Origin of the sequence: Methylobacterium oryzae, assembly GCF_021398735.1 — a bacterium.
In the GTDB taxonomy this organism is placed as follows: domain Bacteria; phylum Pseudomonadota; class Alphaproteobacteria; order Rhizobiales; family Beijerinckiaceae; genus Methylobacterium.
This window is the reverse complement of sequence record NZ_CP090349.1, coordinates 2,495,689-2,510,152: the sequence shown is the minus strand read 5'-3', so window position 1 is coordinate 2,510,152 and position 14,464 is coordinate 2,495,689. Positions and strand designations below refer to the sequence as shown.

Annotated in this window: 15 protein-coding genes and 1 pseudogene; 11 read left to right on the top strand and 5 right to left on the bottom strand. The window is 72.6% G+C overall.

Features of this window, described 5'->3' with window-relative positions; all coding sequences use genetic code 11:
- Window positions 1-8 precede the first annotated feature (8 nt).
- Window positions 9-1,028 (bottom strand): DapH/DapD/GlmU-related protein, encoded by a 1,020-nt coding sequence (locus LXM90_RS12015; RefSeq protein ID WP_020094224.1) that lies wholly within the window; start codon window positions 1,026-1,028, stop codon window positions 9-11.
- A 167-nt stretch (window positions 1,029-1,195) separates the two neighbouring features.
- Between LXM90_RS12015 and LXM90_RS12010 the strand changes: the two genes are divergently transcribed.
- Complete coding sequence (locus LXM90_RS12010; protein WP_020094223.1) at window positions 1,196-1,663, top strand: molybdenum cofactor biosynthesis protein MoaE; 468 nt, start codon at window positions 1,196-1,198, stop codon at window positions 1,661-1,663.
- A 348-nt stretch (window positions 1,664-2,011) separates the two neighbouring features.
- Window positions 2,012-3,157 (top strand): AI-2E family transporter, encoded by a 1,146-nt coding sequence (locus LXM90_RS12005; RefSeq protein ID WP_020094221.1) that lies wholly within the window; start codon window positions 2,012-2,014, stop codon window positions 3,155-3,157.
- A gap of 42 nt (window positions 3,158-3,199) precedes the next feature.
- On the opposite strand, the gene LXM90_RS12000 is transcribed toward LXM90_RS12005, so the two are convergent.
- Window positions 3,200-4,432 carry an amidase gene (locus tag LXM90_RS12000; protein ID WP_020094220.1) on the bottom strand — a complete coding sequence of 411 codons (1,233 nt, stop codon included), beginning with the start codon at window positions 4,430-4,432 and terminating at the stop codon, window positions 3,200-3,202.
- A gap of 111 nt (window positions 4,433-4,543) precedes the next feature.
- Here LXM90_RS12000 and LXM90_RS11995 point away from each other — a divergent pair, with 111 nt between their 5' ends.
- The 5 genes from LXM90_RS11995 to LXM90_RS11975 all read left to right on the top strand — a co-directional run bounded on the left by LXM90_RS11995 (window position 4,544) and on the right by LXM90_RS11975 (window position 9,297).
- Complete coding sequence (locus LXM90_RS11995) at window positions 4,544-5,539, top strand: extensin family protein (protein ID WP_026605092.1); 996 nt, start codon at window positions 4,544-4,546, stop codon at window positions 5,537-5,539.
- A gap of 203 nt (window positions 5,540-5,742) precedes the next feature.
- Window positions 5,743-6,204 (top strand): hypothetical protein, encoded by a 462-nt coding sequence (locus LXM90_RS11990; RefSeq protein WP_020094218.1) that lies wholly within the window; start codon window positions 5,743-5,745, stop codon window positions 6,202-6,204.
- A gap of 2 nt (window positions 6,205-6,206) precedes the next feature.
- Window positions 6,207-6,881: a ribonuclease T2 family protein gene (locus LXM90_RS11985; protein WP_020094217.1), complete on the top strand. Its 675-nt coding sequence runs from the start codon at window positions 6,207-6,209 to the stop codon at window positions 6,879-6,881.
- A 66-nt stretch (window positions 6,882-6,947) separates the two neighbouring features.
- Window positions 6,948-7,796 (top strand): 23S rRNA (adenine(2030)-N(6))-methyltransferase RlmJ, encoded by an 849-nt coding sequence (locus tag LXM90_RS11980; protein WP_020094216.1) that lies wholly within the window; start codon window positions 6,948-6,950, stop codon window positions 7,794-7,796.
- A gap of 223 nt (window positions 7,797-8,019) precedes the next feature.
- Window positions 8,020-9,297 (top strand): porin, encoded by a 1,278-nt coding sequence (locus LXM90_RS11975; protein WP_020094215.1) that lies wholly within the window; start codon window positions 8,020-8,022, stop codon window positions 9,295-9,297.
- A 111-nt stretch (window positions 9,298-9,408) separates the two neighbouring features.
- Here LXM90_RS11975 and LXM90_RS11970 read toward each other — a convergent pair whose 3' ends face one another.
- Complete coding sequence (locus LXM90_RS11970; protein WP_020094214.1) at window positions 9,409-9,948, bottom strand: GNAT family N-acetyltransferase; 540 nt, start codon at window positions 9,946-9,948, stop codon at window positions 9,409-9,411.
- A 191-nt stretch (window positions 9,949-10,139) separates the two neighbouring features.
- Between LXM90_RS11970 and LXM90_RS11965 the strand changes: the two genes are divergently transcribed.
- Window positions 10,140-11,645, top strand: a complete 1,506-nt coding sequence (locus LXM90_RS11965) for a peptidoglycan DD-metalloendopeptidase family protein (protein WP_103985593.1) — start codon at window positions 10,140-10,142, stop codon at window positions 11,643-11,645.
- Between the two features lie 136 nt (window positions 11,646-11,781).
- Here the strand turns inward: LXM90_RS11965 and LXM90_RS11960 are convergent.
- Window positions 11,782-12,135 (bottom strand): annotated as a pseudogene (locus tag LXM90_RS11960) (YidB family protein); the annotation flags it as partial.
- Between the two features lie 151 nt (window positions 12,136-12,286).
- On the opposite strand from LXM90_RS11960, the gene LXM90_RS11955 reads away from it, so the two are divergent.
- Window positions 12,287-12,559, top strand: a complete 273-nt coding sequence (locus tag LXM90_RS11955) for a hypothetical protein (RefSeq protein WP_020094211.1) — start codon at window positions 12,287-12,289, stop codon at window positions 12,557-12,559.
- A gap of 9 nt (window positions 12,560-12,568) precedes the next feature.
- Here LXM90_RS11955 and LXM90_RS11950 read toward each other — a convergent pair whose 3' ends face one another.
- Window positions 12,569-12,961: a YidB family protein gene (locus tag LXM90_RS11950; protein WP_020094210.1), complete on the bottom strand. Its 393-nt coding sequence runs from the start codon at window positions 12,959-12,961 to the stop codon at window positions 12,569-12,571.
- 126 nt (window positions 12,962-13,087) lie between these two features.
- On the opposite strand from LXM90_RS11950, the gene LXM90_RS11945 reads away from it, so the two are divergent.
- Together LXM90_RS11945 and yajC are read left to right on the top strand one after the other, a co-directional pair.
- A complete protein-coding gene (locus LXM90_RS11945) occupies window positions 13,088-13,969 on the top strand; it encodes an alpha/beta fold hydrolase (protein ID WP_020094209.1) in 882 nt (293 codons plus the stop codon).
- A gap of 131 nt (window positions 13,970-14,100) precedes the next feature.
- Window positions 14,101-14,433 (top strand): preprotein translocase subunit YajC, encoded by a 333-nt coding sequence (gene yajC / locus LXM90_RS11940; RefSeq protein ID WP_020094208.1) that lies wholly within the window; start codon window positions 14,101-14,103, stop codon window positions 14,431-14,433.
- Window positions 14,434-14,464: the final 31 nt, after the last annotated feature.

Sequence of the window (14,464 nt, the reverse complement as noted above, 5' to 3'; positions counted from 1 at the left end):
GCGGGCCGTCAGGCCAGCGCCTCCTGCGCGGCCCGGTATTCCCGGCCGTGCCGGCAGTAGCCCTCGACGATGCGGATCATCATCGCCCGCTTCTCGGCGTCGAGGGGCCCCAGGATGCGGGCGGGGCGGCCGCCCCAGAGGTAGCCGGCCTCCAGGATCTGCCCGGGATCGGTGGTGGCCCCGGCCGCCAGCATGACGTCGTCGGCGATGAGGGTGCCGGCCGCGATCGTCGCGCCGATGCCGATCAGCGCCCGCGCCCCGATCCGGCAATCGGCGATCCGGACATTGTGGGCGATGGTCGTGTCCCGACCGATCACCACCCCGTCCGCCCGGGTGCGGATGACCGTGTTGTCCTGGATGTTGGTGTCCGCGCCGACCACGATCGGTCCGACTTCCGCGTTGAGGTCGCAGCAGAACAGCACGCTCGCGCCGGCGCCGAGGCTCACCCGTCCGCGCAGGCGGGCGGTGCGCGCCACGAAGACGCTGTCCTCGACCTCCAGCGCCTCCCCGGCCGGGAGCGCGGGCCCGTCGCCCATCCGCTCGCGCAACCGCTCGGCCCGCTCGGCGACCTCGTCGGATCCGATCGCGCGGCTGGGGCGGGCCGGGCTGCCCGCGTAGGCGAAGCCGCCGGGCAGCGTCGCCCGGGGGAAGACCGTCGCGCCGGCCTCGAGGACCGCGCCGTCGCCGACCTCGGCGCCGTCGAGGATCACCACGTCGTCCTCGACGACGACGTCGGAGCCGAGCGTGCAGGCGTGGACCACGCTGTTGCGCCCGACCGTGACCCGGTCGCCGCACCGGGTGCCGTGCGTCGCGGTGGCGATGTGCACCGTCGAGCGGTGGCCGAGCCAGAAGCGGTCGCCGAGGGTGACGGTCTGGCCGTCCGCGCGAATCACCGCCTCGTCGCCGATCCAGGCCTGCGCGCCGATCCGGGCGGCGCCGATCACCGTGCTGCCGCGGCCGCACCAGACGGGGCGACTGGCGAAGTCCGGCTGCTCGCCGTCGTAGGGCAGGATCAGGTCGGGGGTCACGCGGGTATCCTTCTCCAGCGCCGTCCGGAGCGCGCGGGGACATCCGGACGATGGCGGGCCGCGCGCCGGGCCGGCAGGGCGCGACGGACCGTGTCATATAGCGGCGGGACCGGGTGTGACAGGGACGGGGCTGGTCCGCGAAGCCGGGGCCTCCTATGGATCGGGCCATGAGCGCCCCCGTCCCGAGCGTCGGCATCCAGGCCGAGCCCTTCGACACCGCGGCCGAGATCGCCGGCCTGAGCGCCGCGCTGGGCGGCCGGGCCGGCGCCGTCGTGACCTTCACCGGCCTGTGCCGCGACGAGGGCGGGCGGCTGACCGCCCTCGAGCTGGAGCACTACCCCGGCATGGCCGAGGCCGAGATCCGGCGCGTCGCCGACGAGGCGATGGCGCGCTGGCCGCTCCAGGCCCTGCGGGTGATCCACCGGCACGGCCTGGTCCGTCCGGGCGACGGCATCGTGCTGGTGGTCACCGCCGCCAGCCACCGGGTCGCGGCGTTCGAGGCCGCGGACTTCCTGATGGACTACCTCAAGACCCGCGCCCCGTTCTGGAAGCGGGAGCACCTCGCCGACGGCACGACCGGCGGCTGGGTCGAGGCGGCGGCCCACGACGAGGCCGCGGCCGGCCGCTGGGCCTGATGGCCGTGCCCGGGGTCGCGCTCAGGCTGCCCCAGGGCGCTCGACGATCGGCGCGATGATCGGGGCCGCGCCCGCGGCACCGACGCGCGAGTCCGGGACGGACCACGCCGCCGGGCCGATGGCCGGTGTCGATGGGCCGGCCCGGGCCGAGGGGCGGACCCTGTCGGTCGCCGTCCGTGCCGACGGTGCGGCTCCCGGCGGCCGGAGCCTGCGGTCCGGCGACTTGCGCGGACGACGCGCGGACGACGCGCGGACGCGCATCCCCACCCCGGATTGCACAGAAGCCGGCCGCCGGACTTGACCCCTGAGAGCCCACGGCGTTCGTGAGCCCGCGGTTTAGGAGCGACGATGTCGGACAGCAGCCTTCAGGAACTGGACGGCCCCGTCGGGCCCTGGCGCGGGGCCGCACCGCTGGCGGCCTCGGGGATCGCCGTGGTGTGCTTCGTGGTGGCGCTGGCCCTGGCCTGGATGTCGGCCGGCACGCTCCTCTTGATCTTCGCCGGGGTGCTCCTCGGCGTGTTCCTCGACGGCCTGACCCGCGGGCTCGGCCGCGTCCTGCCCCTCCGGCGAGGATTGCGGCTGTCCATCGCCAGCCTCGCGGTCGCCGCCGCGGTGATCGGCTTCGGGAGCTACGGCGGCGCCACCATCGTCCAGCAGGGCCGCGACCTCGGGACGACGATCAAGGATCAGGCCGGAACCGTCACGGGCTGGCTGTCGGAGCGGGGCATCGACGTGCCGAGCCTCGCGCCGCAGGGCGGTGGCAAGGACGGCTCGACGGATGCGGGCCAGAGAGAGGGGGGGCTCGGCGGCCTCGCCAACGGCCTGCTGAAGGGCGGCAGCTCGATGGTGTCGGATGCCGGCAGCGTCCTGGGGCCGGCCGCGGCGGTGATCCTGGGCCTGTTCGACGCCCTCGGCAACGTGCTGGTGATCGCCTTCCTGGGGCTCGCCTTCGCGGCCGACCCGAAGGCCTACCGGGACGGGGTCGTCCGGTTCGTGCCGCCGGCGAAGCGCTGGCGGGCCAGCCAGGTCCTCGACGGGGCCGGCGAGACCCTCCGCCACTGGCTGTTCGGCCAGCTGATTATCATGGCGGTGATCTTCCTGTGCACCTGGGCCGGCCTCGCCTTCCTGGGTATCGGCGGCGCGCTGATCCTCGGCCTGCAGGCTGGCCTGCTCGCCTTCGTGCCCACGGTCGGGCCGCTGGTGGCGGGCCTCGTCATCGTCCTGGCCGCCCTGGCCTCGGGCACGAAGGCGGTGATCGGCGCGATCGGCGTCTATCTCGCGGTCCAGTGCCTGGAGAGCTACGGCCTGACGCCGTTCATCCAGAAGCGGGCGCTCGACATCCCGCCGGCCACGATCTTCGCCGGCCAGCTGATCCTGGGCGTGATCTTCGGGCTCTGGGGCATCGCCCTCGCCCTGCCGCTGATGGCGGTGATCAAGGTCCTGCTGGAGCAGCTCTACGTGGAGGACACGCTCCACGAGCAGCCGAGCAGCTGAGCGCCCCGGGCGCCCGCGCCGTCGACGGGCGCGGGCGGCCGGTCAGCCGCGCAGCGCGGCCTCGATCATCCGGGCGACCGCCAGGGCCCGGCCGTCGTCGCCGAAGCGGCCGATCACCTGGACGCCCACCGGCAGGCGGTGGCCGGGCACCGGCACGTTCACGCAGGGCACGCCCATCAGCGTCCACAGCTGGTTGAAGCGCGGGTCGCCCGTCGAGGCCAGGGTCGCGGGCGCCGGGCCCGGCGCCGAGAAGGTCAGGATCGCGTCGTAATCGGCGAAGAGGCCCTTCAGCACCCGGCGGGCGTGATGGCCGTGGCGGCGCCCGTCATCGTACTGGGCCGGGCTGATCGTCGCCCCGTCATCGAGATGGGCGCGGGTGCGCGGCGGCAGCGCGTCGACCTGCGTGTCGTACTCCCAGGCCAGCGCCAGCCGACCCTCGTAGTTCTGGATGAGGCGGTGGCGTTCCCAGGCCTGCGCCAGCTCGGTCGGCAGGGCGAGGTCGCTCACCCGCGCCCCGGACCGCTCGGCCGCCTGCCGGGCGCGGGTGAGCGCCGCCTCGGCCTCCGGCTCGGGGGTGCCGGCGAAATCCTGCCGCACCACGGCGATGCGCGGCGCCGAGCCCCCCTCCGCCCGCTCGATCTCCGGCCGCCCGGTGACGAGCGCGAGGGCGTGGGCGACGTCCGCGACCCCGGCGGCGAACAGCCCGACCGTGTCGAGGGCCCACGAGTAGGTCTTCACGCCGACCGTGGGGATCAGCCGGAACGACGGCTTCACCGCCGCGCAGCCGCAGAAGCTCGCTGGCCGGATCACCGAGCCTGCCGTCTGCGTGCCCAGGGCCAGCGGCAGCATCCCGGCGCCGACGGCGGCGGCCGAGCCCGCCGAGGAGCCCCCCGGCGTGTGGCCGGGATCGTGCGGGTTGACCGTCTCGGTCGGATCGCTGCTGGCGAAGGCCGTGGTGGTGGTCTTGGCGAGGGCGACGGCACCGAGCTGCTTCAGCCGGCTCACGACCGCGGCGTCGCCCCGGGGCTTCCAGCCCGCGTAGATCGGCGAGCCCATCTGGGTCGGCAGGCCCGCGCTGTCGATGATGTCCTTCACGCCGACCGCGATGCCGGCGAGCGGCCCGGTCTCGGGGATCGCCGGCGCCGCGTCGAGGGTGACCAGCGCGCGCAGGTCCGGCTCCCGCGCGGCGATCGCGGCGCGGCACAGGTCGATCGCGCCCGCGGGCGTCAGGGTGCCGGCTTCGATGCGGGCGCGGAGGTCGAGAAGCGAGAGCATAATGCATTCAGTCCGCGGTCCGCGGCGCTGTCAACCGAGACGCCACAGCCGACGGCATTCCCGAAACGCCGTTGACGAACGCTTTACGCGACCGTGCGCATCGTCCGGGTCATGTGGCGTGGCGTATCCCTGTTCTCGGCCCTTGCGCTGTTCGGTGCGGGCCTCACCGCGTGCTCGATCAATCATTTCGAGCGACGTGAACCGTGGCGCGATCAGGCGGAGCAGGTCTGCCTGGCCAAGAAGCTCGTCGAGCCCTCGGAGTACATCACGCCCATCGCGGCGATGGATGGCCCGGGGCCCTGCGGCATGCAGCAGCCCTTCCGGGTGACGCGGCTCGGCAGCGGCTCCGTCCTGCTGAAGCAGCGGATGACGCTGGGCTGCCCGGCGCTGGCCGAGGCCGAGGCGTGGCTCGCCGACACGATCCAGCCGGCCGCCAACCTCTACTTCGGCGTGCCGGTGGCCGAGATCAACGCCGGCTCCTATTCCTGCCGCGGCCGCAACAACCAGCCCGGCGCCAAGCTCTCCGAGCACGGTTTCGGGAACGCGATCGACGTCATGTCGATCAAGCTCGCCGACGGCCACGTGATCACCGTCAAGGGCGGCTGGCGCGGCACGGAGGCCGAGCAGGGCTTCCTGCGCGAGATCTTCCTGGGCGCCTGCCAGCGCTTCACCACCGTGCTGGCGCCCGGCTCGAACGTGTTCCACTACGATCACATCCACGTCGATCTCGCACGGCACGACCCGCGCGGTCTGCGCCGGATCTGCAAGCCGCTGATCAAGTTCACGCCGCAGCTCGGCACCGGGGCCGAGCGGCCGCTGAGCCGCCCGATCCCGCCGCAGCGCCAGCCCGCCGGCCCTCAGGCGCCGGTGGACGTCGAGGAGGACGATCCCTACGGCGTGTCGCCGATGTCGAAGGCCGGGAGCGCGACCCAGGTCGCCCGTGCGCCCGCCCGGCCCCTCGACCGTCCGGCCGCGGCCTCGGCCTACACCGCGACGGCGCCCGTGCGGCCGGCACCGCGGGTCGCCGCCGCCCACGACGAGCCCGCGCAGGAGTACGACGAGCCGCTGCAGCTCGGCGCGCCGCCGAGCGCGGAGCCGATCTACTGAGAGGCGGGCGCGACCCGCGGGGCTCGCGCCGGGCGCCGGATCCGGCCGGGCGCCGATCCCGCGCCGCGCCCCGACCGGTGACTGTAGCGGCCGCGCCGCACAGGCCGGCAAAGCGCCGGCGCGGGACTGCCGGAGCTTGACTGGCGGCGCGGCGAAGCCATCGTTCGCGGATGCAGGATCGCACATCCGTCGAGGCACGCGCCATGCGCCCGGTTCTTCACGGCTTCGCCCTCGGGCTGGCCCTTCTCGCCCTGGCCCAGCCGGCGCTCGCCCGGTCGGCCCGGGAGGACATCGAGCCCGCCGAGGAGCGGATCTTCCCGTTCGACGCGCAGATCCCGGGCTGCCAGGACCCGTCGGTGCTGGAGCGGGTCTCGACCAACTTCGCCGAGAAGGAGGCGAAGTTCTGGAACTCGTCGATGACGATCCTGTCCTTCGACACGATCGAGCGCACCGCGTGGCGGCCCTGGGGCCTCGACACCTATCCGCGCCGGTTCTGCACCGCGACCGTGACCACCTCCGACGGGGTCCGCCGCAAGGTCGACTACTCGGTGCGCGAGAGCCTCGGCATCATCGGCGCGACCTGGGGCGTCGAGTTCTGCATCCACGGCCTCGACCGGGACCTCTCCTACGCCTACGCCACCGCCTGCCGGATGGCGCGTCCCTGACCATGCGCGGGCGCGCCGCCGGCCTCGCGGGCCTGCTCCTCGCCGGGTCGGCCGCCGCCCCGGCCGCCGCCCAGGATTACGGCGGCTTCGCCCGGCGCGGCGCGCCCGGCGACTTCGACTTCTACGTCCTCGCCCTGTCGTGGTCGCCGACCTACTGCGCGGGGCCGGGCGCCCGCCGGGACGACGTCCAGTGCGCCCCCGGACGCGGCCTGGGCTTCGTCGTCCACGGCCTGTGGCCGCAATACGCGAGCGGGTATCCGCAGAACTGCTCGGCGGTGAACCGCGCCCCGACCCGGCAGGCCATGGAGGTCGCCGGACAGGTCTACCCGAGCGAGGGCCTCGCGCGGTACGAGTGGCGCAAGCACGGCACCTGCTCGGGTCTCGATCCCGCCGCCTATTTCGCGGCCGCCCGCACGGCGCGGCTCGCGGTGACGATCCCCGACGGGCTCAAGGGCGGCGCCCCGCCGCAGACCCTCGCGCCGATCGAGATCGCCCGGCAGTTCGTGGCGGCCAATCGCGGCCTGCGCCCCGACATGATGGCGGTCACCTGCACCCGCGGGCAGCTGCAGGAGGTCCGGATCTGCTTCGGCAAGGACCTGCGCGGCTTCACCCCCTGTCCCGAGGTCGCCCGCGGCAATTGCCGGGCGCCCGAGGTGAGCCTCGACGCCGCGCGCTGAGTTTTTTCCGCCTTTCGCACGCCGGCCCCTGGACCCGGCGCCCGGGATCGGCTTCAGCGCGCTGCCATGAACTATCGGCACGCCTTCCACGCCGGCAACCACGCCGACGTCCTCAAGCACCTCGTCCTGGCGCGGGTGCTCGACCACCTGCGCCGCAAGGACAAGCCGTTCCGGGCGCTGGACGCCTTCGCGGGCCTCGGCGTCTACGATCTCGAGGCCGACGAGGCGGCCCGGACCGGAGAGTGGCGGGACGGCTGGGGCCGGATGGGGGCGCCCTTCGCGCCGGAGGTGGAAGCGCTGCTGGAGCCCTACCGGGCCGCGGTGGCGGCGGTGCGCGCTCGACACGGCACCACCGCCTATCCGGGCTCGCCGGCCGTGATCCGCGAGGCGCTCCGCCCTGGCGACAAGGGCGTGTTCGTCGAGCTGCACCCGGCGGACGCCGCGACCCTGCAGGACCGCTACGCCCGCGATCCCCGCACCAAGGTGATGAACCTCGACGGCTGGACCGCGATCAACGCGCAGATCCCGCCGCCGGAGCGGCGCGGCCTCGTGCTGATCGACCCGCCCTACGAGGTGCCCGGCGAGATCGAGCGCCTCGGCGCCCATCTCGCCCGCGCGGTGGCGAAGTGGCCGACCGGCCTGTTCCTGGCCTGGTACCCGATCAAGGACGCCGCGGCCCTCGACCGGATGGTCCGCGACCTCGGGGCCGCCCTGCCCCGCCCCGCCCTGCGGCTCGACCTGCTGATCGACCGGCCGGACGACCCGACGCGGCTGACCGGCAGCGGCCTGATCGTCGTCAACCCGCCTTGGCGCCTCGCCGATGAGGCGATGCTGTTCCTGCCGGCGCTCGCAGAACGTCTGGCCCGGCAGGACTTCGGAGGATTTCGCTGCGATCCGATCGGCCCGGCCGCCTGACTCGGTAGAATTGGGGCGCCGCGCGGAAGACCTCCGGGCCTGCGCGGAAGGAAAGGGCCGGGGTTCCGATACAATTGTGGCGGCAAAGTCACATTTCCGCAACGAACGTGATCAGCGATACGGAACTGCCCAAAAATTATGCAACTGCTCTATGTTTGATTTTGTGTCAATCGCACCGCGATGTCAGCTTGGCCGTCGACGAACCCGAACGAGCTGCGACACCATGCTGAAGCGATCCACCCTGGCCGGACTGGCCACCGTGCTGCTGTCCTCGACCAGCATCCTCGCGGCCGACCTGTCGGCTCCGGCGCCGGTTCCGGTCGCGCCCCCCGCCGAGCCCTGCAAGGCCACGCTCCTCGGCCCGGCCTACGGCGGCGTGATCAAGGCCAACCCGAATCCGAGCTGCTTCTCGGCCGGACCGCTCGGCGACCTCTACGTGGGCGGCGCCATCACCGGCTACGGCTACACTCAGTCGAACCCGTTCGCGTCGTTCTCGACCCCGGCGGCGCCCAACGACCGCGACCGCGCGGCCCGGTTCGACTTCTCGAACGTGCAGGGCATCATCCAGAAGCCCGAGGGCGCGTTCCAGTTCTACATCCAGGCCGGCGGCTACTCGATCCCGCAGCTCGGCTTCCCCACCCTCAGCACCTTCACCCAGACCGACCTCCTGTTCGGCCCGGTCCCGGTCGCCTACGGCAAGATCCAGATCAACGATGAATGGTCGGTCCAGGGCGGCCGGATGTTCACCATGATCGGCACCGAGCTGCTGTTCACCTACCAGAACCTGAACATCAACCGCGGCCTCCTGTTCGTGCAGGAGAACTTCATCAACCAGGGCGTGCAGGTCAACTACAGCAGCGGGCCGCTCTCGGTGTCGGTCGCCGGCACGGACGGGTTCTTCTCCAACGAGATCTCGTGGTTCACCGGCAACGTCGCCTACAAGCTCGACGACTACAACACGATCGGCGTCAACGGCGGCCTGAACCTCGGCCGGACCAACGCCCTGGACCGCAGCCCGCGCTACCAGTTCGCGACGCCGAACCTCCAGCAGAACAGCGGCATCTTCAACATCAACTACACTTACGCGAACGGCCCGTGGATCATCTCGCCGTACTTCCAGTTCACCAACGTCGAGCGTGACCTGCGCGTCGGCATCGCCAACTCGGCCTCGACCTACGGCGGGGCGCTGCTGGCGGCCTACTCCTTCACCGACAACTTCGCCCTGGCCGGCCGCGTCGAGTACACCGAGCAGACGGGCGTCCGCGGGTCGGGCGGCACCAACCTGCTGGGCTTCGGCGCCGGCAGCAACGCCTTCTCGGTGACCGTCACGCCGACCTTCACCTTCGACCGCTACTTCTTCCGGGTGGAGTACGCCCACGTCGAGCTCGGCGGGATCACCCGCGGCAACCTCGCGGAAGGCACGCTCGGCACCGGCTTCGGCCGCACCGGCAACCGCACCTCGCAGGACCGCTACATGGTCGAGACCGGCATCACCTTCTGATCGGACCGCCCGGTCCGGCTCAGGACGCCTGTCAGCGAGCCCCCGGCCTCAGGCCGGGGGCTTTTTCGTGGCCGCGCGACACCGGTCCCGGCCCGGCACGCCTTCCCCGAGTTAGGCTCGCCTGAGCAGGCGCCGGCCCGGCCGGTGGCCTTCCTCGCCGGTGTCGCGGAAGCCGAGCTTCTCCAGCAGGCCCCAGGAGGCGACGTTGGCGGGGCGGCACTCCGCCACGACGACGCGCGCCGGGAAGCGCCCCCCGAGGAGATCGAGGATCGCCGAGACGGCCTCGTAGGCGTAGCCGCGCCCGCGGGCGGCGCCGCCGACCCAGTACCCGATCTCGATCGTGCCGGCGCCGCGCAGATGCGTGCCGAAGACGCCGACGAGCGCGCGCCCGGGCGGATCGGGCGCGCCGTCCCGCGTCCAGGCGCCGAGGAAGCAGTCCCGGCCCCGGGCGCAGCTGCGAATCAGGTCCTCGGCATCTTGCAGGGTGAACGGCGTCGGCAGGAAATCCACCGCCGCGGTGATGGCCGGATCGTCGGTGAGCGCGCGGACGGCCGGCGCGTCGGCAGGCCGGAGGGCGGCGATCGCGAGGCGCGCCGTCTCGAGCGCCGGCAGGTCGGCCAGGGTGTCGCGCGCGCCGCGGATGGTAAACATGGATGCGATGTGGGGTGCCGGCCGGTTACGAAAAGGGACGATCCCGCGAGCGGGAATCATCCTCTGGGCCGCGCGAAAACCTTGCACCTACCTTCGCTCCAGGGTCGCAGACCGCCGGAACGGGAACGGTTGCTTAACCTGAATCCGTCTTCATTGGCGCATCAGGTTGCGTCAGGCAAACGGGTGCGTCGATGCGGGTGCGCGGTACGGGTCAGATGTTGCGGACGCTGTCGCGCGTCGCGCTCATCGGCATCATCGGCGGTGCGGCTGCCGCCTGTTCGTCGGACGCGTCGCGTCTGACGAACCCGTTCTCGAACCCGTTCGACTCGGAACCCTCCGCGACCGGCAGCCTGCCGGACGGGAGCCTCAAGTCCGTCCCGCCGGTCCGGACGGGCCGCATCCAGTCGGAGGCGCTCGGCGCCCCCGCCGCCGCGCGGCCGTCCGCCGCCGCGACGCCGGTTCAGACCAACGCCGCCGCCCCCGCGACCCGCGTCGCCTCGACCGGCAAGGTCGGCTGGAGCGCCGAGGGTGGCACGCAGATCACCGTGTCGCGCAACGACAGCCTGAACCAGATGTCGACCCGCTTCGGCGTGCCCGCTTCGGCGATCCTGGCCGCCAACGGCCTGAGCAACGCGAACCAGATCACGCCCGGCCGCCAGATCGTGATCCCGGTCTACAACGCCTCCGGGCTGAACCCCGCCGCGTCCCCGATGACCGCCCGGCCGGCCCGGGCCGCCGAGGAGAAGCGCGAGGACGCCAAGCAGGTCGAGAACAAGATCGCGACCAAGCGAGAGGAGGCCAAGGAAGCCGCCAAGGAGGCCGCCCAGAAGCTGGCCGAGGCGAAGGCCGCCAAGGAGGCCGCGCAGAAGGCCGCCGCCGCCGAGAAGGAGGCGGAGCGCAAGGAGGCGCTCGCCCGCGACGCCGCCGCCCGCAAGGTCGCCGACGCCAAGACCCGCAAGGACGTCGCCCTGAAGGAGGGCGAGAAGCCGAAGCACGTGCGCCCGGGACAGGTCGCCAAGGCGGACGAGAAGAAGGCCGACGAGAAGAAGGCGGATCCGAAGGCCGAGGCCAAGGCGAAGGCCGAGGCGAAGGCTCAGGAGGCCAAGGCCGAGGCGAAGGCCGCCGCGAAGGCGGAGGCCGCCCAGAAGCTGGCCGAGGCGAAGGCCGCCAAGGAAGCCGCCCAGAAGGCCGCCAAGGAGGCTGCCAAGGAGGCTGCCGCCGCCGAGAAGGTCGAGAAGGTCGCCGCCAAGGAGGCGCCGAAGGCGGCCCCGGTCGCTGCCGCGCCGGCCAAGCCCGAGCCCGCCGCCACCGGCTCCGTGGCCGAGGCGACGGAGAACTTCCGCTGGCCCGCCAAGGGCCGGGTGATCTCCGGCTACGGCACCTCCGGCAACGAGGGCATCAACATCGCCGTGCCGGAGGGTACTCCGGTCAAGGCCGCCGAGGAGGGCACGGTCGCCTATGCCGGCTCCGACGTGAAGGGCTACGGCAAGCTGGTCCTCGTGCGCCACGCCAACGGCTACGTCTCGGCCTACGCCCATAACGGCGAGATCGACGTGAAGCCCGGCGAGAAGGTCAAGCGCGGCCAGACCATCGCGAAGTCCGGCGCCTCCGGAAACGTGACCTCGCCGCAGCTGCACTTCGAGATCCGCAAGGGCGGCGCGCCCGTGGATCCGATGTCCCAGCTCGCCAGCAACTGAGACGGACCGCGCGGGGCCGAGGCCGGCCCGCGCGGCACCGAACGAGAGGCAAGATGCGGCGGCGGTCCCGGACGGGGCCGCCGTTTCGCGTCGTCCGCCGTCCGGCCGCCCCGGCTCGCGACCCGCGCCGGCTGTCCTAAGCCTTCGGCGCCTGCAGCGTCCCCTCGGGGCTGTGACGGTCGACGGTCTCGGGCAGGGCCTGCGCCAGGGTCGGGAACAGCTGGTCCATCGGAACGCCGAGCTTCTCCGCCATCTGGCGCACCTGCTCGTTGTCGAGGACCTTGCGCAGATCCTCGGCTGTGATCGGCTCGTTCGGGCCGCGGCCGAGCCAGGAATTGACCTGGCTCTCGTAGCCGGAGCGCCGGAGCTGATCGAGCAGCGCGTTCAGTCCGCCGGGCAGCACCTGCTGGATCACGCCCGGCAGTGCCTTCAGCGCGATCTGCCCCAGCGAGCCGCCGAGAGTGTTGAGCAGACTCATGTGGACCCCCGTCGAATGGTCAGTGGCGCGAGTCTAGAGCAATCTCCGCGAAGCGGGAGAGGCCGGTGGTCCGCGACGCGCCGGTGTGAACCGCAATTTAGTCGACAGCGATCGGCCTTTGGTCCGGAATGCCGGCCGGGACATCGGTCCGCGGTCGGCTCTCATGAGATCCCTGGCGCTGTCATGCGTGCTCGCGGTCGCGTCCGTCTCCGCGGCCCTGCCGGACGCGGAAGCGACGCGTCCGGTGCAGGAGCGCTTTGCTCAAGAGCGCCCTCTAGCGGATGCCGTCTTCGTTCGGCCGCTCTATGGCACGTACCGCCATTGTGGCGGCTCCTGCCTGAAGAGCGGCGAACTGTCGTGGTTCTGCTTCGCCAGGCAGAGCTGCCACCTGAGCTGCGCGACCGCGCCGCCGCAGATGAAGTGCGCCGCCCCGTGAGGTGGGCGATCAGCGGACCTGGGTGCTGAAATTCGGCTGCGGCTTCAGCGTGCCGTTCTCGCTCTGGTCGGCGACCGCCGCGGGCAGGAACTCCGCCAGCACTGTAGGGACCCGCGCCTCCGGAACGCCGAGATCGTACGCGAGGCGCTCGGTCACGCCCTGCGGCAGGCAGGCCGCGATGGCGCTCTCCGGCACCGTCTGCCGCGCGCCCGAGCCGAGCCAGGATGCCACCGCCTCCCCGTGCCCGGTCTCCCGCAGGCGGTCGAGGAAGGACGGGAGGCCGCCGGGATAGAACTTCGCCAGCGACAGGGCGAGCTTGCCGCTGCCGGTCTCCTCGAGGGCCCGGTCGGCCGCCGCAACCACATCGCCGATCAGGGTCTTCGCACCGTCGAGCAGGCCCATGGTTCTCCACCGTCGCGCTTCTTCGTCGCAGGGTGAAGTCGGGCGCGAACCGGCGACGGCAAGCGCGTGCGGCAATTGCGCGGCGAACCGGCTAGGATCCCGGCGTCACGAACCCGGGAGCCATCGATGAAGCGCGTGCGGGCCGGCGTCCTGGAGGTCGCCTATCTCGAGTCCGGTCCGGCCGGCGGGCCGACGGCGGTGCTGCTCCACGGCTTCCCCTACGACGTCCACGCCTGCGCGGCCGCGGCCGCGCAGCTCGCCGCCGACGGCGTGCGCTGTCTCGTGCCGTACCTGCGCGGCTACGGGCCGACGCGCTTCCTGGATGCCGCCACGCCGCGCTCCGGCGAGCAGGCGGCGCTCGGGGCCGACCTGCTCGCCTTCCTCGACGCCCTCGGCGTCGGGAGCGCCGTGCTCGCCGGCTACGATTGGGGCGGCCGGGCCGCCTGCGTGGTGGCGGCGCTCTGGCCGGGCCGGGCCCGGGGCCTCGTCAGCTGCGGCGTCGGCTACAACATCCAGAACATCCCGGCCGCCGGGCGGCCGGCCGCGCCGGAAACCGAGTACCGCCTCTGGTACCAGTACTATCTCCACGGCGAGCGCGGCCGCGTTGGCCTCGCGGAGAACCGGGACGCCTTCTGCCGCCTGCTGTGGCAGCTGTGGTCGCCGACCTGGGCCTTCGACGCGGAGACTTTCGCGCGGACCGCCCGCGCCTTCGACAATCCCGACTTCGTCGACGTGGTGGTGCATTCCTACCGCCACCGCTTCGGCCTCGTTTCGAGCGATCCGGCGCTGGTGGCGATCGAGGGGCGGCTGGCGGCCCAGCCGGCGATCGCCGTGCCGTCGATCGTGCTGCTCGGCGCCGATGACGGCGTCGGGCCGCCGCCCGCCACGGATACCGACGCCCGCCATTTCACCGGGCCGTACCGGCGTGAGATCGTCGCGGGGGTCGGCCACAACTTTCCCCAGGAGGCGCCGGACGCCTTCGCGGCGGCGATACGCGCCCTGCTATGAGCGCGCCGCCGATGCCCGGCGGTTCGGCGTTGCTTTCGGGAAGCCCCTGGCTATAGTCCGCGCGCTTTTCGACAGGTCTGCGGGCGCCACATCCGGCGGCAGGCCTGCGCGCCATTCGCAGGAGACGCTCGTTGATCACCCCCGCCTTCGCGCAAGGGGCCGGTGCGGCCGCTGGCGGAGCGGAGATCGCCTTTCAGGTGGTCCCGTTCGTCCTGATTTTCGTGATCATGTACTTCCTGATCCTGCGACCGCAGCAGAAGCGGGTCAAGGACCACCAGGCGCTGCTCAAGTCCGTGCGCCGGGACGACACGGTCGTCACCAACGGCGGCCTCGTCGGCCGCGTGACCAAGGCTTCGGACGACCAGGCCGAGATCGAGGTCGAGATCGCCCCGAACGTGCGCGTGCGGGTGGTCCGGTCGATGATCTCCGAGGTCCGCGCCAAGGGCACGGTGAAGGCCGCCTGATTCCCGGTTGAACCGGCCGGCGCCGCGCGCC